This is a genomic window from Streptomyces sp. NPDC002742, from assembly GCF_042888885.1.
Taxonomy (GTDB): Bacteria; Actinomycetota; Actinomycetes; order Streptomycetales; family Streptomycetaceae; genus Streptomyces.
This window is the reverse complement of sequence record NZ_JBIAQF010000021.1, coordinates 81,416-102,700: the sequence shown is the minus strand read 5'-3', so window position 1 is coordinate 102,700 and position 21,285 is coordinate 81,416. Positions and strand designations below refer to the sequence as shown.

General features: G+C 71.8%; 20 protein-coding genes and 2 pseudogenes. 10 read left to right on the top strand and 12 right to left on the bottom strand.

The features are described from left to right. The first annotated feature begins 355 nt into the window (after window positions 1–355). On the top strand, window positions 356–1,537 hold the full coding sequence (locus tag ACFYW8_RS31685; protein WP_365872785.1) for a serine hydrolase: 1,182 nt from the start codon (window positions 356–358) through the stop codon (window positions 1,535–1,537). 294 nt (window positions 1,538–1,831) lie between these two features. On the opposite strand, the pseudogene ACFYW8_RS31680 reads toward ACFYW8_RS31685, so the two are convergent. Both ACFYW8_RS31680 and ACFYW8_RS31675 read right to left on the bottom strand, forming a co-directional pair. Continuing rightward, window positions 1,832–1,969: pseudogene (locus ACFYW8_RS31680) on the bottom strand (3-oxoacyl-ACP reductase); the annotation flags it as partial. A 95-nt stretch (window positions 1,970–2,064) separates the two neighbouring features. Further along, complete coding sequence (locus ACFYW8_RS31675) at window positions 2,065–3,075, bottom strand: Gfo/Idh/MocA family protein (RefSeq protein WP_389084876.1); 1,011 nt, start codon at window positions 3,073–3,075, stop codon at window positions 2,065–2,067. A gap of 81 nt (window positions 3,076–3,156) precedes the next feature. Between ACFYW8_RS31675 and ACFYW8_RS31670 the strand changes: the two genes are divergently transcribed. From ACFYW8_RS31670 to ACFYW8_RS31655, 4 genes are all read left to right on the top strand, one after another. After that, window positions 3,157–4,566 carry a multidrug effflux MFS transporter gene (locus tag ACFYW8_RS31670; protein ID WP_389084871.1) on the top strand — a complete coding sequence of 470 codons (1,410 nt, stop codon included), beginning with the start codon at window positions 3,157–3,159 and terminating at the stop codon, window positions 4,564–4,566. Beyond that, window positions 4,512–5,693, top strand: coding sequence for a serine hydrolase domain-containing protein (locus ACFYW8_RS31665; protein ID WP_365872779.1), 1,182 nt, complete (start codon window positions 4,512–4,514; stop codon window positions 5,691–5,693). Before ACFYW8_RS31670 ends, ACFYW8_RS31665 begins: the two co-directional genes overlap by 55 nt. A 207-nt stretch (window positions 5,694–5,900) precedes the next feature. Further along, the gene (locus ACFYW8_RS31660; protein ID WP_389084864.1) at window positions 5,901–6,908 is read left to right on the top strand and encodes a small ribosomal subunit Rsm22 family protein; all 1,008 of its coding nucleotides are present in this window, start codon (window positions 5,901–5,903) and stop codon (window positions 6,906–6,908) included. Between the two features lie 210 nt (window positions 6,909–7,118). Then, window positions 7,119–7,853 carry a bifunctional DNA primase/polymerase gene (locus ACFYW8_RS31655; RefSeq protein WP_365872775.1) on the top strand — a complete coding sequence of 245 codons (735 nt, stop codon included), beginning with the start codon at window positions 7,119–7,121 and terminating at the stop codon, window positions 7,851–7,853. A gap of 93 nt (window positions 7,854–7,946) precedes the next feature. Here the strand turns inward: ACFYW8_RS31655 and ACFYW8_RS31650 are convergent, their stop codons facing one another. From ACFYW8_RS31650 to ACFYW8_RS31630, 5 genes and pseudogenes are all read right to left on the bottom strand, one after another. Then, window positions 7,947–8,975 carry a hypothetical protein gene (locus ACFYW8_RS31650; RefSeq protein ID WP_389084858.1) on the bottom strand — a complete coding sequence of 343 codons (1,029 nt, stop codon included), beginning with the start codon at window positions 8,973–8,975 and terminating at the stop codon, window positions 7,947–7,949. Then, window positions 8,932–9,807 carry an iron uptake transporter permease EfeU gene (efeU, locus tag ACFYW8_RS31645; RefSeq protein WP_389084854.1) on the bottom strand — a complete coding sequence of 292 codons (876 nt, stop codon included), beginning with the start codon at window positions 9,805–9,807 and terminating at the stop codon, window positions 8,932–8,934. The genes ACFYW8_RS31650 and efeU overlap by 44 nt, the downstream gene beginning before the upstream one ends. Window positions 9,808–9,809: 2 nt before the next feature. Further along, on the bottom strand, window positions 9,810–11,156 hold the full coding sequence (gene efeB / locus ACFYW8_RS31640) for an iron uptake transporter deferrochelatase/peroxidase subunit (protein WP_389084849.1): 1,347 nt from the start codon (window positions 11,154–11,156) through the stop codon (window positions 9,810–9,812). 10 nt (window positions 11,157–11,166) lie between these two features. Next, entirely contained in the window at window positions 11,167–12,303 is a 1,137-nt protein-coding gene (gene efeO, locus ACFYW8_RS31635; RefSeq protein ID WP_365872767.1) for an iron uptake system protein EfeO, read from the bottom strand. A 189-nt stretch (window positions 12,304–12,492) separates the two neighbouring features. Next, window positions 12,493–12,949: pseudogene (locus ACFYW8_RS31630) on the bottom strand (hypothetical protein). A 75-nt stretch (window positions 12,950–13,024) separates the two neighbouring features. Here ACFYW8_RS31630 and ACFYW8_RS31625 point away from each other — a divergent pair. Next, window positions 13,025–13,669, top strand: coding sequence for a PhzF family phenazine biosynthesis protein (locus tag ACFYW8_RS31625; RefSeq protein WP_365872765.1), 645 nt, complete (start codon window positions 13,025–13,027; stop codon window positions 13,667–13,669). A gap of 164 nt (window positions 13,670–13,833) precedes the next feature. Here ACFYW8_RS31625 and ACFYW8_RS31620 read toward each other — a convergent pair whose 3' ends face one another. Beyond that, window positions 13,834–14,511, bottom strand: a complete 678-nt coding sequence (locus tag ACFYW8_RS31620; RefSeq protein WP_389085100.1) for a heme oxygenase (biliverdin-producing) — start codon at window positions 14,509–14,511, stop codon at window positions 13,834–13,836. A gap of 286 nt (window positions 14,512–14,797) precedes the next feature. Continuing rightward, window positions 14,798–15,655 carry a type I methionyl aminopeptidase gene (gene map, locus ACFYW8_RS31615; RefSeq protein ID WP_389084838.1) on the bottom strand — a complete coding sequence of 286 codons (858 nt, stop codon included), beginning with the start codon at window positions 15,653–15,655 and terminating at the stop codon, window positions 14,798–14,800. Window positions 15,656–15,713: 58 nt separating this feature from the next. Between map and ACFYW8_RS31610 the strand changes: the two genes are divergently transcribed. Continuing rightward, window positions 15,714–15,950 (top strand): hypothetical protein, encoded by a 237-nt coding sequence (locus ACFYW8_RS31610; RefSeq protein WP_389084833.1) that lies wholly within the window; start codon window positions 15,714–15,716, stop codon window positions 15,948–15,950. A gap of 148 nt (window positions 15,951–16,098) precedes the next feature. Here the strand turns inward: ACFYW8_RS31610 and ACFYW8_RS31605 are convergent, their stop codons facing one another. After that, window positions 16,099–17,415: an MFS transporter gene (locus ACFYW8_RS31605; RefSeq protein ID WP_389084828.1), complete on the bottom strand. Its 1,317-nt coding sequence runs from the start codon at window positions 17,413–17,415 to the stop codon at window positions 16,099–16,101. A 130-nt stretch (window positions 17,416–17,545) separates the two neighbouring features. Next, window positions 17,546–18,148, bottom strand: coding sequence for a hypothetical protein (locus tag ACFYW8_RS31600; protein WP_365872757.1), 603 nt, complete (start codon window positions 18,146–18,148; stop codon window positions 17,546–17,548). Between the two features lie 116 nt (window positions 18,149–18,264). On the opposite strand from ACFYW8_RS31600, the gene ACFYW8_RS31595 reads away from it, so the two are divergent. From ACFYW8_RS31595 to ACFYW8_RS31585, 3 genes are all read left to right on the top strand, one after another. Beyond that, window positions 18,265–19,434, top strand: coding sequence for an exo-alpha-sialidase (locus tag ACFYW8_RS31595; protein WP_389084821.1), 1,170 nt, complete (start codon window positions 18,265–18,267; stop codon window positions 19,432–19,434). A 68-nt stretch (window positions 19,435–19,502) separates the two neighbouring features. Then, window positions 19,503–20,207: an NADPH-dependent F420 reductase gene (gene npdG, locus ACFYW8_RS31590; protein WP_365872753.1), complete on the top strand. Its 705-nt coding sequence runs from the start codon at window positions 19,503–19,505 to the stop codon at window positions 20,205–20,207. Between the two features lie 54 nt (window positions 20,208–20,261). Next, window positions 20,262–20,429, top strand: a complete 168-nt coding sequence (locus tag ACFYW8_RS31585; RefSeq protein ID WP_261709336.1) for a hypothetical protein — start codon at window positions 20,262–20,264, stop codon at window positions 20,427–20,429. On the opposite strand, the gene ACFYW8_RS31580 is transcribed toward ACFYW8_RS31585, so the two are convergent. Continuing rightward, entirely contained in the window at window positions 20,422–21,219 is a 798-nt protein-coding gene (locus ACFYW8_RS31580) for a site-2 protease family protein (protein ID WP_365872748.1), read from the bottom strand. The genes ACFYW8_RS31585 and ACFYW8_RS31580 overlap by 8 nt on opposite strands. Window positions 21,220–21,285: the final 66 nt, after the last annotated feature.

Below are 21,285 nucleotides of genomic sequence, written 5' to 3'. Positions count from 1 at the left end.
CTTGGCGCCCCAGTGGGCGCGGCCAAAAGCTATGGAGGAACCTTTGAGCCGGGCTGAGTAAGAGATGTGTGAAGGCTGAGAATCCGGACCTCGGAATCAATATTGGGTCAGACAGCCCATTCCCAGGCTTTCAAGGGCTGATTGCCAGGAAGGGCCTGTTGAGTGGCCCCGCGGTGGAGATCGGCGGGCCCGCCTCACGTGTGTCTCCCGGTGGGACGGCGGACGGTGCCGAGGGGCGGGTCCGCGCCAGGTCCGCCCCCGCGTGCCCTGTTTTTGCCGCCGCTTTGGAATCGGCGTTCCCTGTCTTTGACACCCCGCCGTCAGGCTTCTCGGAGAGACTTTGTACGGTCCCGGGATGCGTGATTCTTCCGGGCTATCCCGTCGTGCCGCTCTGGGCCTCGCCGCCGCCGTACCCCTGGCCGCCGCGACGGCCACGACCGCGTACGCCACCACGACGATCGGCGGCGCGAGACTGGCCCGCGCCGGGATCCAGGCGAGCGGCGGGTCGGGGCTGCCCAAGAGGCTCACCGCCCGCTCCTGGCTGGTGGCCGACCACACGAGCGGCGAGGTGCTCGCCTCCTACAACGCGCACGTGCGTCTCCCGCCCGCCTCCACCCTGAAGATGCTCTTCGCGGACGCCGTGCTGAAGAAGTTCGAGCGCGCCCGAACGTACAAGGTGGTCGACGCCGACCTCGCCGACGTCCCCTCCGGTTCCAGCATGGTCGGCGTGAAGCCCGGCATCACCTACACCGTCGAGCAGTTGTGGCAGGGCGTCTTCCTGCGCTCCGGCAACGACGCGGTGCATGTGCTCAGCCACATGAACGGCGGCATGGCGGCCACCGTCGCCGAGATGCAGGCCCTGGCGAAGGACCTGCAGGCCCTGGACACCCATGTGGTCAGCCCCGACGGCTTCGACCACCCGGGCCAGCTGTCGTCAGCGTACGACCTGACGCTCTTCGCCCGGCACGGCCTCGCGGACGCCGACTTCCGCGGCTACTGCTCGACGAAGACCGCGGACTTCCCGGCCGGGGGCAAGAAGACCTTCCAGATCCAGAACACCGACCGCCTGCTGACGGGCGCCTGGGGCGTGCGGCCGTACGACGGCCTGATAGGAGTGAAGAACGGCTACACCAGCCACGCCGGCAACACCTTCACCGGCGCGGCGACCCGTGACGGACGGACCCTGCTCGTCACCGTGATGCACCCGAAGAGCGGCGGAAGCGGCGTCTACGAGGAGACGGCCCAGCTGCTCGACTGGGGTTTCGGCAAGGGGGCGCACGCCGAGCCGGTCGGCACGCTGGTCGATCCGCTCAGTGAGGGCGGCGCGAGCGCGGCGCCCACCCGGAAGGCGGCCAAGCCCGCGGCGGGTGCTCCGGCCGCGGCCACGACGTCGGACGGCACGCCGTGGGGACTGGTCGGCGGGGCCGGGGCGGCGGCGGTCGCGCTGCTCGCGGGCGGCGCGTTCGCGCTGCGCGGCCGCAGGCGCCGGTCCGGCGAGGAGCCGGCCGAGGCGGAAGGCGGCCGTCGGCGCCGATGACGGGACAGCCGCTTCGCGGTCCGGCGCACACCTCGCGGTCCCGCGCGAGGTCCGCCCCCACCCGGGCCGCGGAGCGACTGCCACCTCCCCCCTCGGTGTGGACCGTGGTCGTACCGAAGTCCTGTGCTTCAAGTGTGAAGCTCTGGTGGGGGAGATGCTGAGCATAAGCGCACTAACGTCTTATATGGTCCGGAGGTTCTGCCTCCGTTTGTGTGGATCGAGTCGTTGACTGTTTCTTGGTGAACCGCCGACGCTCGCCCTACGTGGGAGGGAGCCGCGCCAACGTAGGTGCCAGCCCCGTCCGACGTAGGGCATGGCCGTCGCCGGCACCGTCGCGAACTGCACGTTCGCCTCCAGCGGCCGCTCGGCCGTGTGCCGGGCCGTGCGCGCCACGTCGGCCGCATCGGCCACATCCATCACCGGTTCGACCGCCGGTTCGACCGCCGGTTCGAGTGCCACCGACCAGCCGGTGCGCGGCAGTTCGGCGGCCACCGCGCGCCCGGTGCGGGCGCCCGCCCCGGCCCGTCCTAGGCGTTCGCCTCGCCGGGGTAGCGGACGCCGATGCGGTCCCGGATCGTGTCGAGCGTGCGCATCACGGCGAGGGTGCCGTCGAGCGGGACGAGCGGGGACTCGGTCTCGCCCGCGCGCAGGGCACGCATCACCTCGGCGGCCTCGTGCTTGAGGCTGTTGCGGGGGCCCGACGCGGGGTCGGCGCGGAAGACCTCCGGCTCGCGGCCGTCGCGGTGCAGGACGAAGTGGTCCGGGAAGAAGAAGCCGTCCGGGACGTCGATGCGGCCCGCGGAGCCGGTGACGGAGGCGGCGACGGGGGTGCCGCCGTTGATGGAGCAGTGCACCGAAGCCAGAGCGCCGCTCTCCCAGGAGAGCAGTGCACCCGTCTGGAGATCGACGCCCTCGTCGGAGAGCACCGCTCTCGCGACGATGTCCGAGGGCTCCCCGAGCAGCAGTTGCGCGAACGACACCGGATAGACGCCGAGATCGAGCAGCGCACCGCCGCCCTGCGCCGGGTCCCGCAGCCGGTGCGAGGGCGGGAACGGGCCCGCGAGCCCGAAGTCGGCCTGCACCGTGCGCACTTCACCGATCACGCCGTCGTCGACGAGCGCCTTCAGCCGCCCGACCAGCGGATTGCAGTACATCCACATGGCCTCCATCAGGAAGCGGTCGTGCCGCCCGGCGAGCGCGACCAGCTCCGCGGCCTCGCGCGCGTTCAGCGTGAACGCCTTCTCGCACAGCACATGGCGCCCCGCCTCCAGACACATTCCGGCGGCCACCCGGTGCGCCGAGTGCGGCGTGGCGACGTACACGACGTCCACGTCCTCGTCGGCGGCGAGCGACGCCCAGTCCCCGTACGCCCGCGGGATCCCGAAGCGTTCCGCGAACGCCTTCGCCGAGGAGTCCGTCCGTGAGGCGACGGCCACCACCTCCGCGTCCGGCATGTCGACCAGGTCCGCCGTGAACGCCGCGGCGATCCCGCCGGTCGCAAGAATTCCCCACCGCACGCGTTCGCGCTCGCCCGTCATGCCAGCCCCTTGATCCGTGACCCCGAACACGCTGTTCGAACTGAGAGCATAGGGCTCGCATCTTTCGGAGAAGGGGGGCACATGCCCGAGCGTGGCCGCGTCACGCGGGACCAGGAAGGCCCGCGAGGGCACATACCGAACGCGGAGGGCGCCGACACCCCGGCGGTCGCCGAGGCCGCCCGCCCGGTCGCCGAACCGGCGTCCGGCTCCGTGCCACGTCAGGCGTCCGGCGCCCGGTCGCGGACGGCCACCGGCCCCGGCGCCGCGGGCCGCACCGGACTCCTCGTCACCCTGATCCTCGGCGGTCTCACCGCCACACCCCCGCTCGCGATGGACATGTACCTCCCCTCGCTGCCGCAGGTCACCCGGTCGATGCACGCCCCGGCCTCCACCGTGCAGCTCACGCTCACCGCCTGCCTCGCGGGCATGGCGCTCGGGCAGCTCGTCGTCGGGCCGATGAGCGACCGATGGGGCCGCAGGCGCCCGTTGCTCGCCGGCCTCGCCGTCTACGTCGTCGCCACCGTGCTGTGCGCCCTCGCGCCCGGCATCGGCCCGCTGGTCGCCCTCCGTCTCCTCCAGGGCCTCGCTGGCGCGGCCGGGATCGTCATCGCCCGTGCCGTGGTCCGCGACCTCTACGACGGCGTGGCGATGGCCCGCTTCTTCTCCACCCTCATGCTGATCTCCGGCGTCGCCCCGGTCGTCGCTCCGCTCATCGGCGGACAGACCCTGCGCGTCACCGACTGGCGGGGCGTGTTCGTCGTCCTCACCGTCGTCGGCCTCGCGCTGACGGCCCTCGTCTGGGCGAAACTGCCCGAGACCCTCCAGCCGGCGGACCGGCACGGCGGCGGCGTCGGCGAGGCGCTGCGCGCCATGCGCGGACTGCTCGCCGACCGCGCCTTCGCCGGGTACATGCTCGCCGGCGGCTTCACCTTCGCGGCCCTCTTCGCCTACATCTCCGCGTCCCCGTTCGTGATCCAGGACCTCTACGGCGCCTCCCCGCAGACCTTCAGCCTGCTCTTCGGCGTGAACTCCGTCGGCCTGGTGATCGCCGGGCAGATCAACGGCAAGCTGCTGGTCGGCCGGGTCGCCCTGGAGAAGGTCCTCGCCACCGGCCTCGCGCTCGTCGTCCTCGCCGCGGCCGCGCTGCTGCTCATGTCCACCGGTGTCCTCGGCCCGGTCGGGCTCGCGCCGGTGGCCGCCGCGCTGTTCGTGCTGATGTCCGCCATGGGCCTCGCTCTGCCCAACACCCAGGCGCTCGCCCTCATGCGCGTGCGGCACGCGGCCGGTTCCGCCTCCGCGCTGCTCGGCACCTGCTCCTTCCTCGTCGGAGCGGTCGCCTCACCGCTCGTCGGCATCGCGGGAGAGCACACCGCCGTCCCGATGGCCGTCGTCCAGCTGACGGCGGCACTGGTGGCCGTCGCCTGCTTCGTGGGACTGTGCCGTCCCCGGCGGACGGGACGCCCTGCGAACGGAAAGGCGGCGAAGAACTGAGCGCGCCAAGACTGCGGACCGGCACACCCGAGCGGGCCGGTCTCGACGCCGCTGAACTGCGTCGGCTCGTCCACGAGGTCCGCGCCCTCACCCGCGGGACCGACCCCTGGGCGGCGGGCGTCGTGGTGGTCGCGGGGCGGGGCCCGGTCATCGCCGTCGAGGAGGCGGCGGGGTGGGCGGTTCGCTACGCGGCCCACGACGAGGAGAAGGGCGCCGGGGTCGAGCTGCCGCCGGGAGCGAGTGTGCCGATGACCGTGCACACGCCCTTCGACCTGGCTTCCCTCACCAAGCTGTTCACGGCGGTCGCCGCCGTGCAGCAGCTTGAGCGGGGCACGCTCGGCATCGAGGCACTGGTCGGCGCGTATCTGCCGGAGTTCCGCGCGGCCCGCGACCACGGCATCACCGTACGGCAGCTGCTCACCCACACCTCCGGGCTGCGCCCCGAACTCCCGCTCCACGACTGCCCGGACGCCGCGGCACGGCTGGCGCTGCTGAGGGCGGAGGCGCCGTCCTCCGAACCGGGCGAGTACCGGTACTCCGACGTCAACCTGATCCTCCTGCAGTACGTGCTGGAACGCGTCACCGGCCGGGGGCTCGACGTCCTCGTCCGGGACGGCATCACCCGCCCGCTCGGGATGAACGCCACCGCCTTCGGACCCTGCCCCGGCGCGGCGGCCACGGAGGACCAGCGGCGGCCGTGGGCCAAGGCGGACCGGGGCATGCTGCGGGGCGTGGTGCACGACGAGAACGCCTGGGCGCTCGGCGGGGTGGCCGGTCACGCCGGTCTCTTCTCCACCGCGCGCGATCTGGCCGTGTTCTGCCGCACCCTGCTCGCGGGCGGCTCGTACGGTCCCGCCCGCATCCTCGGCCCCGACTTCGTCGAACTCCTCCTCACCCCGCCCGGACTCGGGTTCGCCATCGACCAGCCCTGGTTCATGGGCGCCCTCGCGGGCCACGGCGCGGCCGGCCACACCGGGTTCACCGGGACGTCCCTCGCGCTGGACCCGGCGACGGACACGTTCCTGGTACTGCTCGCCAACACGGTCCACCCCCGGCGCCGCCCGGCGGACAACGCGCCCCGGGCGGCGGCGGCCACCCGGCTTCGGCGGGCGGTGCGGGGCACCTGAGGGGATCGCCCGTCCGGCGGGGGCGGGCGAGGGCCGTCTGAAGGTTCGACCGGCGGGCGCGCGCAGGTGGGCACCTGAGGGATCGCCCGCCCGGCGCGGACGGTCCGAGGCATCTGCGGGGTCGCCCGGCGGGCGCGGGCGGTCCGAGGCATCTGCGGGGTCGCCCGGCGGGCGCGGGCGGTGCGGGGCACCTGAGAGAATCGGGCCGTGAACGCCCCCGTACCCCCCGCCGACACCCTGCGCAGTTCCCTCGCAGGGCTCCTCGACGGTCTGCCGCCGAAGGCCGCCGCGCAGGCGGTCGAGCGGCTGATCGCGAACTACCGGGGGGCCACCCCGACCCACGCGCCGATCCTGCGGGACCGCTCGGACGTGGCCGCGTACGCCGCGTACCGGATGCCGGCGACGTTCGAGGCGGTGTGCGCCGCCCTGGAGGCCTTCGCGGACGCGGTGCCGGACTGGGCGCCGGGGAGCCACGTGGACGTCGGCGGTGGCACTGGCGCGGCCACCTGGGCGGTGAACGCGACCTGGGAGGGCACCCGCCCGGTGACCGTGCTCGACTGGGCCGAGCCCGCCCTCGCGCTCGGCCGGGAGATCGCCGCCGCCAACCCGGAGCTGGCGGGTGCCGCGTGGCAGCGCTCTCGTATCGGAGCGGCGCTCACCATCGAGAGCACTGATCTCGTCACCGTCTCCTACGTTCTCGGCGAGCTCACCGAAGCCGACCGCGCCTCGGTCGTGGACGCCGCCGCGAGCGCCGCCCGGGCCGTCGTGATCATCGAGCCCGGCACCCCCGACGGCTACACCCGGGTCCTCGCCGCCCGCGAGCGTCTGATCGGCGCCGGATTCCACGTCGCCGCGCCCTGCCCGCACAGCGCGGCCTGCCCCATCGTCCCCGGCCAGGACTGGTGCCACTTCTCCGCACGGGTCGCCCGTTCCTCCCTGCACCGCCAGGTCAAGGGCGGGTCCCTGCCCTACGAGGACGAGAAGTTCAGCTACGTCGCCGCGACCCGCTTCCCGCCCGCCCCGGCGCCCGCCCGCATCGTGCGCAAGCCGCAGATCCGCAAGGGGCAGGTCCTGCTCGACCTGTGCGAGCCGGACGAGGCCCTGCGCCGGGAGACGGTGACCAAGCGCCACGGACCGCTGTACAAGGCGGCCCGCGACGCGGAGTGGGGCGACGCCTGGCCGCCGCCCGAGGACACGCCCCGGCCCGCGCCCTAGCCCTGTGCCACCCGCCTGGGCACCCGCCCCCGGCCATCTCGCTCCCGCCGATCGGTGAAGAAATCTCCTCATGTCATGTAATAGCAGCTGATCAGGGCCAGGCGAACGCATCGTCCCACCTACCCCGCTTGTCGGCTCCGGCCACCCGGGGCGCAGGATGGTGGGACCATGGGGCAAGGACGAGTGCACTACGGCGAGGCGAGGGGATAGATGAGCGCAGAGTTCGGCCGCCGCTCCGGCACGCAGGGCAGGATCTCGAAGTGGCTGCGCGGACGCCGGCCCAAAGCCCCCGCGGAGACATCCGCCGACGGGCGTGAGGCCCTGCTGCTCGCCGCCGCCGCCGCGGGGCTGCCGCTCGCGCAGGCCGCGTACCCCTCCGGCTACCGCTGTTCCTGTGACCGCGTCGGCTGCCCCACCCCGGCGCGCCACCCCGTCTCCTTCGCCTGGCAGACGCAGTCGACGACCGACCGCGCGCAGATCGAGCGCTGGGCCCGGCACCAGCCGAAGGCGAACTTCATCACCGCGACCGGCATGGTCCACGACGTCCTGGACGTGCCGCTGGACGCCGGACGCGAGGCGCTGGCGCGGATACTGGCCGCCGACATCGAGGTCGGACCCGTCGCGGAGACCGGCGACGGACGCATGCTCTTCTTCACCCTCACCCGCGGCACGCCCGAGGACGAGGACGAGTGGTGGCCCTGTGAGCTGGACTGCCACCCCGAGACGATGGACGAGCACCCCGGCTTCCGCTGGCACTGCCGCGGTTCGTACGTCCTCGTGCCGCCGGCCCAGCTGCCCGGCGGTCTGAGCGTGGACTGGGTGCGCGGCCCCGAGCATCCGCTGCCGGAGCCGCTCACGCTCCTGGAGATCCTGACCGACGAATGCGCCCGCTACGCCGGGGAGAACGGCGCGGACCAGCTCGCCGCCTGGCCCCACGGGGGCTGAGAAACCCGCCCGGCAGGCTCGCGAGAGCCGGGCCGCGCGCGCCGGGTGTGGGGGCGTGGGTGTGTGGGTGTGGGTGTGCGGGCGCGCGCCGGGCTATTCGCCCTCGGCTCCCGTCAGCCCCTCGATCCGTCCGAGGACGGACACCTGTCCCCCGCCCGAGCCCTTCAGCGGGTCCAGGACGACCTGGTTGGACACGAACTCCAGGGTCAGGGACTGCTTGATCTCACCGGTCGTCAAGGCCTGCACTTCGGGGCCGGGAGAGGGAATCCCGGTGCCCGCGGCGGCGGTCTCCTTCTCGTAGCGGTGCGTGGCGAAGAACACCAGCGCTCCGCCGTCCGCGGTGCGCAGACCCACCGGCGCGTAGTCGCCCGAGACCAGCGCCTGGTCGATGTACTGCGTGGCGAGGCCGGGTCTGCTGGCCAGCTTCTCGCGCTGGGCCCGCCACTGCGAGGTGTGGACACCCGCGGCGAAGGCGTCGCCGCCGGCCTTCAGATAGGTCGCGTACGACCGGCCGAGCCGCTGCGGCTCGATCGCGAGCGCCGCGTCGTCGGCCGTGACCGGCTGCGCCCAGCCGCCCTCGTCCTTCGCGAACTTCGGTACGTCACCGGCTCCGAGGACCGTCAGATACGAGGCCTGCCACAGTTCGTCGGCTTTGCCCCGGGTGAAGACGAGCAGCCAACGGCTGCCCGGCACACCCTTGTTGGCCGTCGCGTTGGCCACGAACCAGCGCGGCCAGCCCGCCTTCGCGGGGATCGAGAACTCGGCGTCGCCGAACTCCAGCGCCGAATGCGACGGATTCCCGGCCGGGTTGTTCGTGCGCCCGGCCTTCAGCTTGGCGCCGTCGATGTCCGCGAGCGGACCGGCCACCCGGTCCACGTCGTCGGAACGGTCGTACGTCGCGTCCGCCCTGTTGTAGGCGACGGTGAAGTCCTTGAGCGCGCGGGCGGCCTCGGCGCGGGTCGCGGCCGGCACGACCTCACGCTCGCCGTGCACCACCACGCAGCCGCCGGCCGCCGAGGACAGGACGGTCACAGTCGCCGCCGCCAGGGCGAAACGGCTCAGCGCGAAACGGCCGAGACTACGAGGCCTTCGTGGGCTGCGACCCGTGCGATCCCTGCTCATCAGGTGCCTTCACCTTCCCCTTCCCGGAGGCGAACCCTACCGGGGCGAGGAAGATCGTGAGGGTCGGGACCAAGTACAGCGCCCACACCGTGACCTGAAGGACGGTCGGGTCGGGCTGGAAGTTGAAGACGCCCTTCAGCAGGGTGCCGTACCAGCTCGTCGGGTCGACCGTGCCACTGATGTCGAAGGCCAGGTTCCTCAGGCCCGGGACGAAGTCGGCTTCCTGAAGGTCGTGGACGCCGTACGCGAGCACGCCCGCGGCGACGACGACCAGCATGCCGCCGGTCCAGGTGAAGAACTTGGCGAGGTTGATCTTGAGCGCGCCACGGTAGAAGAGCCAGCCGAGCAGGACCGCGGTGGCCAGGCCCAGCGCCACGCCGATCAGCGGGCGCGGCGTGCCGTCACTGGCCGCGTGCACCGACGCCCATACGAACAGGGCCGTCTCCAGGCCCTCCCGGCCGACCGCCAGGAACGCGGTCGCGACCAGCGCGCCCGTTCCCATGGCGAGGGCCGCGTCCAGCCTGCCGTGCAGCTCGGACTTCAGGTGCCGGGCCGTACGCCGCATCCAGAAGACCATCCACGTCACCAGGCCCACGGCGAGGACCGACAGCGAACCGCCGAGCCCCTCCTGCGCCTGGAACGTCATCTCCTGGGAGCCGAATTCGAGGGCGCAGCCGAAACCGAGCGCCACGGTGATCGCGACGCCGATGCCGATCCAGATCGGCTTCAGGGCGTCCCTGCGGTCCGTCTTCACCAGGTAGGCGATGAGGATGCAGACCACGAGGCTGGCTTCCAGCCCCTCGCGGAGGCCGATCAGGTAGTTGCTGAACACGGCTATGCCTCCTTGGAGAACAGCGTCCGGCCCCACCAGTCGTCCTTGTCCCGGACGCCGGGCGGGACGGCGAAGACCGCCGAACTCACGTGCTGGATGTACTCGTTGAGCGCGTCGGAGCGCGACAGGTTGCGCTGCACGGGGATGAACCCCTTGCGCACGTCCCGCTGGTACGCGAGGAAGAACAGGCCCGCTTCGAGCCGGCCGAGACCGTCGGTGCCGTCCGTGAAGGAGTAGCCGCGGCGCAGGATCGTCACCCCGTGGTTGGCCTCGGGGTGTGCGAGCCGGACGTGCGCGTCGGGCTTCATCGCCTTCAGGAACGGCTTGTCGTGCTCCTTCGCCTTGCCTGCGGGGGCGCCCTCGCCCTTGTCGCGGCCGAAGACGTCCTCCTGCTCCTGGAGCGACGTGCGGTCCCACGACTCGATGTCCATCCGGATGCGCCGGGCGACGAGGTAGGAACCGCCCGTCATCCAGGACGAGTTCGTGCCGCCGTCCTTCTTGTCGACCCAGACGAACTTGTCCAGCCGCGCGGTCTCGGTGCCCGCGATGTTGCGGGTGCCGTCCTTGAAACCCATCAGGTTGCGCGGGGTCTGCGCGTCCGGGGTGGTCGACGACGTCTTGCCGAAGCCGAGCTGCGACCAGCGGATGGCGACCTTGCCGAAGCCGATACGGGCGAGGTTGCGGATGGCGTGCACCGCCACCTGCGGGTCGTCCGCGCAGGCCTGGACGCACAGGTCGCCGTCGCTGCGGGCCTTGTCCAGGTTGTCGCCCGAGAACGCCGGCAGATCGACGAGTGCCTCCGGCCGCCGGTCCGCCAGATCGAACTTCTCGAACAGCGACGGACCGAAGCCGATGGTCAGCGTCAGCCGCGAGGGCTTGAGCCCCAGGGCCTCGCCGGTGTCGTCCGGCGGGGCCTCGGCCAGACCGCCGTACGCGCCCTCACCGACCGTGTGTCCGGCGGTCATCCGGGCGGCCGCCCGCGTCCAGTCCTTGAGGAGCTGGACGAACTCGGCGCGGTCGTCCGTCTTCACGTCGAACGCGGCGAAGTGGAGCCGGTCCTGTACCGGAGTGGCGATGCCCGCCTGGTGCGCGCCGTGGAAGGCGACCGCGGCGCCGGTGTCGGCGGCGGCCGGATCGACGTCGTTGCCGACCCGGGTCATGGCGACGGCGCCGCCGGCCGCGGCGGCACCGAGCGCGAGCCCGGCACCGCCCCAGCCGATCAGCGAACGCCTGGTCGGCGCCGCGCCGTTGCCGACGGGCTCGGCGGCCCGCGTTTCGGCGGTGCCCTCGGCGCTGTCCGTGCCGACCTGGATGTCCGTGCTGTTCGTGTTGTTCGACTTGTCCGTCATGGCGTTGCTCCTACTTCACGACGGCGGCGGCGAGCTTGGAAAGGGGCTCGGCGAGCGCGTTGACCGCGTCCGAGAGCTCCTTGCGGTCGGCCTTGCCGACCTTGTCGTACGACACGAAGCCGTCCGAGGTCTTGTCCGACCGGTACTTGTCGAGCAGCTTGTTCAGCGCGGGGAACTGCTTGTCGAGCTCCGCCGCCAGCGCCGCGTGGTTCTCCGCAGCGACCGGCTTGAGCAGCTCGTACGCCTTCTGCGCGCCGTCGACGTTGGCCTTGAAGTCACTGAGGTCGGTGTGCGAGTAGCGGTCCTCCTCGCCGGTGACCTTGTTCTTGGCGACCTCGTCGAGCAGCTCCTTGGCGCCGTTGGCCATGGAGGTCGGGGTGATCTCGGCCTTGCCGATGCGCTTCTGCCAGTCGGTCAGGTCGGTGACGAGCTGGTCGGCGAGGGTCTTCTGCTCGGCGCCGATCTTCTTGTCCTGCCAGAGGGCCTTCTCCAGCGCGTGCCAGCCGGTCCACTTCTGGCCCTTCTCCAGGCCGTCCGCGCGAGTGTCGGTCTTGGGGTCGATGTCACCGAACGACTCGGCGATCGGCTCGGTGCTCTCCCAGCCGAGGCGCGAGGGCGCGTACGCCTTCTTGGCGGCTTCGAGGTCGCCGGCCTTGACGGCGTCGGCGAACGTCTTCACCTTCGGGATCGTGGCGTCGGCCTCGCCCTGAGCCCACGCGCGGTAGTCGGCGACGGCCTTGTCGAGGCGCGGGTCGCGCTTGGCGACCTTTCCGCCGGTGACCTTGACCGCCTCGCGGATGCCCTTGCCCTTCATGCCGGGCTTGCAGACGAGCGTGTACGCGCCGGCCTTCACCTCCGCGGTGACCTGCTGCTTGGTGCCGGGACCTATGTTCTCGCGCTCGCTGACGATCCGGTCGTCCGGGAACAGCAGGTAGACCTCGGTGACCTTGGAGCCCTTGTTCTCGATGTCGAACTGGACGTGCCCCGCGGGGAACTCCTTCGTGGAAACCTTGCACGCGGTGTCGCTGGCCGTCACCTCGATCGCGCCGCCGTTCTTCGCGTCGCTCTTCTGGGTGCAACCCGTGACAGCGGCCAGAGCGGCCGCGGTGGCGGCAGCGGTGACAACGGAGAGTCGGACGGCTCGCATTCAGGCTCCAAAAGAAGTCGGACAAGCCGCACGGCGGGGCCCGTTCGGCATGGTGAGGCTGGCCTAACTTATCTGAGGCTTGCCTCACTGATACCCACCCGTGTGGTGATTCAGCTCTCACAGATGCCGTACAGGAACGGCTTGATCGCGATGACTCAAAACAAACGTCATGGGGAGGTCAAGGGAAGGTCAAGCATCCCGTTTCGGGGTGATGGGCGCGGCGCCGGTCCTGGGGTGCGGGAACACGTCGACCGGCTGCCGGTGGACATCGGTCAGTAGCGCGTCGGTGAAAACCTCCGCCGGCCGGCCGTGGGCCGCGACACGACCGGCGCACAGAAGCGCGCTCCGGTGCGCGTATGCCGCCCCGGACCCGGATCGTGCGACACCACGACCACGCCGTCACCGGCGTGCGCCCTTTCCCGGCACACCTGCGGCACCAACTCCTGGTGCCGCAGGCCGAGTGCGCCGCCGGACGCCCGTGGAGCCGTAGGGCCCCTTCGGCGGCGCGCTCATCGGCCGTCGGCGCCGACAGCAGGGTCGGCTTCCCCGCCCCGTCGGGTCCGGCCGGCGCCGGCACCTCGCCCGCGCGGGCGGCGACGTCGACACCGCGCAGCACCTCGTCAGCTCCCCCGACGCCGTTCCCCATGAACAGGGATCTTTCGGGGGAGGGCGGCCCGGTCCCACAGGTCGCCGATCGCGCGGATGGTGTTTGAATGCCGGAGTGACTGACTACGACGTGCTGCGGGTCTTCTGCGGACCAGGCGGCGGGTATGGCAATGAGCTCGGTGTCGTGCGCGAGGGTTCGGTGATGCCGGACCGCGCGGAGCGGCAGGAGTTCGCCGCGAAGCTCGGCTTCAGTGAGACCGTGTTCGTCGACGACCCCGAGCGCGGGGTCATCGACATCTACACCCCCGCGCTGCGGCTGCCCTTCGCGGGGCACCCGTGCGTCGGGGTGGGCTGGCTGCTCGACGTGCCCGAACTGGTCACGCCCGCCGGTGTCGTGGGGGTCCGGCTGGACGGCGAGTTCAGCTGGATCGAGGCGCGGGCGGAGTGGGCGCCGCCGCGCACGCTCCGGCGGTACGGGTCCGCCGCCGAGGTCGACGCGCTGGCCGTGCCGCCGTCGGGGGAGTGGATCTACGCCTGGGCCTGGCAGGACGAGGCCGGCGGCCGGGTGCGGGCGCGTGCCTTCCCCGGGCGGAACGACGGCATCGAGGAGGACGAGGCCACCGGGGCGGCGGCGCTGCTGCTGACCCAGGAACTCGGCCGGGCCCTCAACATCACCCAGGGGGTCGGCTCCCAGATCCTGACGGCCCCCCAGCCGCACGACTGGGTCGAGGTGGGCGGCCGGGTCCACCTGGAACGCTGAGGGCCCGGTCGGCGCCACGGGGGCGAGTCACGGGCCCCGTAGGGGCGCGGGGAACCGTGCGGCCGGTCGCCACCGGGCTCGCGCCGCGTACCGCGCGCTGCCCTCCCGGAGGGCGACGGAACCGGGGCCCAGCGGTGAACCCCGGGCCGCCCGGGAGCTGATGATCACGCGGTCAGCGGGAACTCCTCGCCGAGAGCGCGGAACACCCCGGTGTTCAGGGCGAACGCCCTCTTGCACTCCGTCACGATCCGCTGCTTCTCCAGGTCGTCGGCCAGGACCCCGTCCAGCAGCTCGCGATAACTCCGCTTGAACGCGGCCGGGTTGGGGATGTCCTCGAAGACGTAGAAGCGGACGCCGTCGCCCTTGCGGCTGAAACCCCAGGTCTGCTCCGCCTTGCCGCGGATGATCTGGCCGCCGGAGAGGTCGCCCAGGTAACGCGTGTAATGGTGGGCGACATAGCCTCCGGGCCACTCTCGGGCGCACCGCGTGACCCGGTCCGCGTAGACGCGGGTCGCGGGCAGCGCGGTGAGCGTGCCGCGCCAGTCCGGGCCCCGGAGGTGGGCGAGGTCGCGCTCGAGAGCGGTGCGGCGCGGCAACTCGGGCCGCAGGAATGGCCCGGCCACCGCATCGGCGGCCAGCCGCTCGGTCTCCGCCTCCAACGCCTCGTACACGAACCACAGTTGCTCGGTGTAGCGCGCGTACGCCTCGACGCCGAGCCGGCCACCGAGCAGGTCGCTCATGAACGTGGAGGTCTCCGCCTCGGTGTGCTGCTCGTGGGACGCGGTGCGGATGAGCGTCGAGAAAGGTGTGCCCGCGGGGCCCGTGGTGTCCGTCGTGCTCATCGTGACCGACGTGACCGACGTGTCCGACGCGTTCATGAGGCCTCCGGAGCCGATGAGGAAGGGCGAGTGCCGTTGCGGGGCCAGTCGCATCTTCTATGGTTAGGCTTACCTAAGTCAACAACCTTCCCGACATCCTGTCGGTAAAACCGTACCCCGATTCCGGATGTCTTCCACATGAGAGAACCCGCCCTGTGGACAGGGCGGGTTCAGGGGTCCGAGAAGGCTCGGTGAGCTCGGAGGACTCGGCGGGCTCGGCGGGCTCGGCGGATTCGGGAGCTCCGGACGGTTACGGCAGGGTGAGGATCTCCGCGCCGCTCTCGGTGACGACGAGGGTGTGCTCGAACTGCGCCGTGCGCCTGCGGTCCTTCGTCACGACGGTCCACCCGTCGTCCCACATGTCGTACTCGTGCGTGCCGAGCGTGAGCATGGGCTCGATGGTGAAGGTCATCCCGGGCTGGATGACGGTGGTCGCGTTCGGGTTGTCGTAGTGCGGGACGATCAGCCCGGAGTGGAACGAGGAGTTGATCCCGTGCCCGGTGAAGTCCCGGACGACCCCGTACCCGAAGCGTTTCGCGTACGACTCGATGACGCGTCCGATGATGTTGATCTGACGCCCCGGCCTGACCGCCTTGATCGCGCGGTCGAGGGACTCGCGGGTCCGCTCCACGAGGAGCCGCGACTCCTCGTCCACGTCACCGACCAGGTAGGTCGCGTTGTTGTCGCCGTGCACACCGCCGATGTACGCCGTGACGTCGAGGTTGACGATGTCACCGTCGCGCAGCACCGTGGAGTCGGGGATGCCGTGGCAGATGACCTCGTTGACCGAGGTGCACAGCGACTTGGGGAAACCGCGGTAGCCGAGGGTCGACGGGTAGGCGCCGTGGTCGCACATGTACGCGTGCGCCACCCGGTCCAGCTCGTCGGTCGTCACACCCGGCGCGATGAGCTTCGCGGCCTCGGCCATCGCCTGCGCGGCGATCCGCCCGGCGATCCGCATCGCCTCGATCGTCTCGGGCGTCTGCACCTCCGGTCCGGTGTACGGCGTGGGGGCGGGCTTTCCCACGTACTCGGGGCGCCTGATGTTTCCCGGCACGGGACGGGTGGGAGAAAGCTCCCCTGGTACGAGCAGCGACTGGCCAGACATGGCAGCGAGTCTAACCAGCGGGCATGGGGGAACATGTCCCTGGCGAAAGGAGCTGGTGATGGCCCTGTTCAAGAAGCGGACGGTCGGCAAGCCCGGCGAGTGGTACTACTGCCTGGAGCACAAGAAGGTCGAGGAGGGCCCCGACTGCCCGGGCAAGGACCGCTTCGGCCCGTACGCCAGCCGCGAGGAGGCCGAACACGCGATGGACATCGCGCGGGAGCGGAACCTCGAATGGGAGACGGACCCGAAGTGGCACGACGCCTCGGGCAAGGCACCGGGCGCCGAGGACGACTGAGGCGCCGGGCGTCGAGGACGACCGGGACACCGGGCGCCGAGGACAACCGGGACACCGGGCGCCGGGAGGGCCGAGGTGCCCGGCTCCGGGGGTGACGGTGGGTGCCCCGGGCCCGGGTCGTCCGCCGAGTGGCTGTGTACCGGTCGCCTCAGGACGCGGTCACCGGGGGAGCGGGAGGGGCGCTCTCCGCTCGCGCGGAGCGCATCCGCAGCGCGTGCTCGTTCGTGCGGTCGTCGTAGGACATCAGCTTCGGGAGACCGACGGCGAGCAGCCCCACCGCTCCGACGCAGAGCGCGCCGCCGGCCCAGACCGATGCCCGTACGCTCGTCAGCGCGGCCATGCCGCCGGAGCGCACCTGGCCGAGCTGGGGCCCGACGGAGTACGACAGCAGCTCGATCCCGGCGAGCCGTCCGCGCAGCTCGTCCGGGATCGTCCGGTTCCAGATGGCAGCACGGAAGATTCCGCTGATCATGTCGCAGGCGCCCGCGAGGACGAGGAAGAGCAGCACCAGCCGGACGTCGTGCACCAGGCCGGCGCCGGCCACCGCGAGCCCCCAGCAGGCCGCCGCGAGCGCCACCATCCGTCCGTGCCGGTGCACGCGTGAGGTCCACCCGCTGGTGAGGCTGACGAGCAGCGAGCCGGCGGGGACGGTCGCGTACATCAGCCCCAGCGACCAGGCGGCGTGCAGGTCGTCCGCGAGGAACGGCAGCACCGCGAGCGGCATCGCGAAGAACATCGCCGCGAGGTCGACCGCGTACGTACCGAGGAGTTCCTTGCGGCTCCACGCGTAGCGCGCGCCCTCGGCGATGGACCGCAGCGACGGTTTCGCCGCCTCGTGCGAGGCGGGCGACGCCGCGATCCCCGCCATGATGGCCACCGACACGGCGAACGTCACCAGGTCGACGGCGTAGGCCCAGCCCAGTCCGGCGTACGCCACGACCACGCCCGCCAGCGCCGGGCCGGCGACTCCGCCCACCGTCCAGCGCAGCGAGTTGAGCGCGCCCGCGGCCGTCAGGTGTTCGTGCGCCACGATCCGCGGGGTGAGCGAGTCCATCGCGGGCCGCTGGACCGAGCTGAGCGCGGCGGAGAGCGCTGCGACCACGTACAGGGGCCACACCGCGGGGTGCGGCACCGTCGCGTCGACGAGCAGGGCGGCGCACAGCAGGCCCTGCCCGGTCTCCGTCCACACGATCAGCTTCCGCTTGTCCAGGGCGTCGGCGAGTGCCCCGCCGTACAGTCCGAAGACCACCATCGGGATCAGTTCCACGGCGCCGATCGCGCCGACCGCCGCCGCCGACCCGGTGAGCACCTTCAGCTGCACGGGCAGAGCGACGAACGTCAGGAAGCTCCCGAAGTTGGTGACGAGCCCCGCCACCCACAGCCGCCGGAAGTCGGCGGAGGTCCGCCAGGGCGCGAGATCGGGCAGCAGTCCGCGCAGCCGGGAGGGGGGAAGGCCGTCAGTCACGTCGGGCCATGTTCGGCGGACCGAGCAGGCGGGGCAACTGTTTTACGGCGCCGACACCCGTACCGGACCCGGTTTCGGACACCACCGGGGGAGACCTCCCCCGCTGCCGCCGCTGCCGCCGCTGCCGCCGCTACCAGCGGTACGACGGTGGGGACGTCAGTTGGTCCGCGATGCGGGACAGGCGGTCGCGGAAGCGGTGGCGGCCCCGGGGGGAGGGCAGCGCGTTCTCCCCGGCCGCCGCGCTGACCAGATGCTGCACGGTGTCGAGGTCGAGCTCGGGATCCGGCGGCACCGCGAGCGACTCGTGCGCCAGCGCCGGCAGCTCGCCGTCCCCCCGGGACAGGGCCAGTACCGTCGCCCCGGCCCGCCGGGCGTCGTGCACCCGCTCCAGCAGCGCGGCCCCGGGTGCGTCCGGGGCCACCACGAGCAGCGTCTCCCCGCGCCGGGCCGCCTCGATCCGGCCGAGCCCCACCGCCAGATGCGCCGGATCGGACTCCCGCGCCCCGTGCCGCACCAGCGTCGGCGACAGCTCCGGCGTCCCCGACCAGGCCGCCTCGTCCACCAGATGCGCCGCGAGGTGCCAGGGCTCGTACTCCTCGGAACCGACCAGCAGCAAACCGCCGCCGTACGACACCACGGATCCCCGCAGCGTTCCGCCGAACCGCCGTGTCGCACCCAGCCATTCGGTCCCGGCAAGCACTTCGCGCAGCAACGCGACCCGTACGGCGTCCATGGCCGCATCCTGCCGCAACCAGCCACTCGTGACCCGGAGTTCACCACGAATTCGCCCAAGTTGGGCAGAAGTCCACACCACTGACCCCACCAGCAACCGCAGCAGGGAGCCCGGCCATGACACAGTCGAGCGCGGAACCCGGCACCGACACCGGCACCGGCACGGAGACGGAGACGGAGACGGAGACGGGCACGGGCACGGAGACGGGCACGGGAGCCGTGGTGAGCGTTCCCTTCCGTGCCGGGCACGAGGGCTACGCCAGCTTCCGGATCCCCGCCGTCGTGGCCACCCGGACCGGTACGCTGCTGGCCTTCTGCGAGGGCAGGGTCGGCTCCGCGAGCGACCACGGACACATCGACATCGTGCTCAAGCGGTCCCTGGACGGCGGCCGGACCTGGGGGCCGCTCCAGGTCGTCGCGAACAACGGGGTCGACCTCGCCGGCAACCCCGCGCCCGTCACCCTCGACACCGGCCGCGTCCTGCTCGTCCACGTCCGCAGCGCGGCCGGAGCCTCCGAGGACGCCCTGCTGCGCGGCAAGGTGAAGGCGGCCGACGGGCGGCGCGTGTGGAGGCAGCACAGCGACGACGACGGGCTCACCTGGTCGGGCCCGAAGGAGATCACCGCGCAGGTGAAGAAGGCGGGCTGGCGGTGGTACGCCACCACCCCCGGGCACGCCATCCAGCTCGGCTCCGGCCGGGTGGTGGTACCCGGCAACCACACCCTGCCGCCCACCGGTACGGACAACGGCACCGAGGCGAAGTACAACAGCGGCCACTGCCTGCTCAGCGACGACCGCGGCGCGACCTGGTACCTCGGATACGTCGACGAGAACACCAACGGCTATGTCAACGTCAACGAGACCACCGCCGCCGAACTCCCCGACGGCCGCGTCTACTTCAGCACCCGCAACGACTCCCCGTCGCCCGGGAACCGGGCCGACGCCCACTCCCGCGACGGCGGCAGAACCCTGGTCAAGCCGTTCCGCCCGCAGGCCGGCCTCGTCACCCCCGCCGTCCAGGGCAGCCTCCTCCAGCTCCGGGACCCCGACCTGCTCCTGTACTCCGGGCCCGCGGACCCGGCGTTCCGCGCCCTGATGACCATTCGTGCCTCGGCCGACGGCGGCACCACCTGGCGGCCCGTCCACACGGTGGACGGGCTGCCCGCCGCGTACTCCGATCTCGTCCGCGTCGACACCGCGACCGTCGGACTCCTCTACGAGACGGGCGACTTCGGCGCGTACGAGACGATCACCTTCCGGCGCGTTCCGGTGACCGCGCTCGGGTGACCGTACTCACCCGGGGTGCTCGGCCGTCCGAGGCGCGTGGCCGTGACCCGCGCACGTAAGGTCGGCCCATGACCTCTACTGACAGTGCACAGAAGGCCCCCGCCAAGGACCCCTGGGACCTGCCCGACGTGTCCGGGCTCGTCGTCGGCGTGCTCGGCGGCACCGGTCCCCAGGGCAAGGGCCTCGCCTACCGCCTCGCCAGGGCGGGACAGAAGGTGATCATCGGCTCGCGCGCGGCCGACCGCGCGACGAGCGCCGCCGAGGAGCTCGGCAACGGGGTGGAGGGAGCCGACAACGCGGAGACCGCGCGGCGCAGCGACATCGTGATCGTCGCCGTGCCGTGGGAGGGCCACGGCAAGACCCTCGAATCGCTGCGCGAGGAACTGGCCGGGAAGCTGGTCGTCGACTGCGTCAACCCGCTCGGCTTCGACAAGCAGGGCGCGTACGCGCTCAAGCCGGAGGAGGGCAGTGCCGCCGAACAGGCCGCCGCCCTGCTGCCCGGCTCGCGCGTCACCGCGGCCTTCCACCACCTCTCCGCCGTGCTGCTCGCGGACCCGGAGATCGAGGAGATCGACACCGATGTGATGGTCCTCGGCGAGGAGCGGGCCGACGTCGAGATCGTCCAGGCCCTCGCGGGCCGCATCCCCGGTATGCGGGGCGTGTTCTCCGGCCGGCTGCGCAACGCCCATCAGGTCGAGGCCCTGGTCGCCAACCTGATCTCGGTGAACCGCCGCTACAAGGCACACGCGGGCCTGCGGGTGACAGACGTATAGGGCGTGTGGGGGACACTGGTGGAAAGCAGTGTCCCCCCGACAGGAGCCGACCCCATGCCCCGCCTCGCTCTCTACGCCCTCGCCGTCTGTGTCCTCTCCGTGGCCGCGGCCGTCGTCTCGTTCGTCCAGGGAAACTGGCTCGGCGTCGTGTGGGTGCTGCTGGCGGGTCTGTCGTCGAACATGACCTGGTATTACGCGCGGCGGGGCAGGTCCGTCAGCTGACCGTGCAGAACTCGTTGGTGCCCTGCCAGAAGCGGTAGAACTCCTGGCCGCAGTACGTCTGGACCTCGTTGATCCCCAGGCTGTTCAGGATCGAGTGGATCACGTCGAAGAACGCCGTGTTCACCGACGGGATCCACAGCACCGCGAACACGGCGAGCAGACCGAACGGAGCGAAGGGCTCCACCTGGCGCTTGACGTTGTACGACAGCCAGGGCTCGATCACGCCGTAGCCGTCCAGGCCCGGGACCGGCAGGAAGTTCAGGATCGCGGCCGTGACCTGGAGCAGCGCGAGGAACGCCAGCGCGAACTGGAAGTCCCGCGGCACCCCGTCCAGCGCGTGCAGCCAGAACGGGGCCGTGCACACGACGGCGAACAGGACGTTCGTCAGCGGGCCCGCCGCCGAGATCAGGCTGTGCTTCCAGCGGCCCTGGATGCGGTTCCGCTCGATGAAGACCGCGCCGCCCGGCAGACCGATCCCGCCCATGATCACGAAGATCACCGGCAGCACGATGCTCAGCAGCGCGTGCGTGTACTTCAGCGGGTTCAGGGTCAGATAGCCCTTGGCGCCGATCGAGATGTCGCCGCTGTGCAGCGCGGTGCGCGCGTGCGCGTACTCGTGGAGGCAGAGGGAGACGATCCAGGCCGCCGTGACGAACAGGAAGACGGCCACGCCGGGCTGCTCGGCGAAGCCGCTCCACGTCGCCCAGCCGGTCACCGCCGTCACGGCCACGATCCCGACGAAGACGGGGCTGATCCTCCGGTCGCTGCGGCGGGTCGCGGCGGTGGTCATGGGGCTCCCTGGACTGGCTGGGCTGATTCCTGCGTGCTCGGGCCTGCCCGACCGTACCGGGCTCAT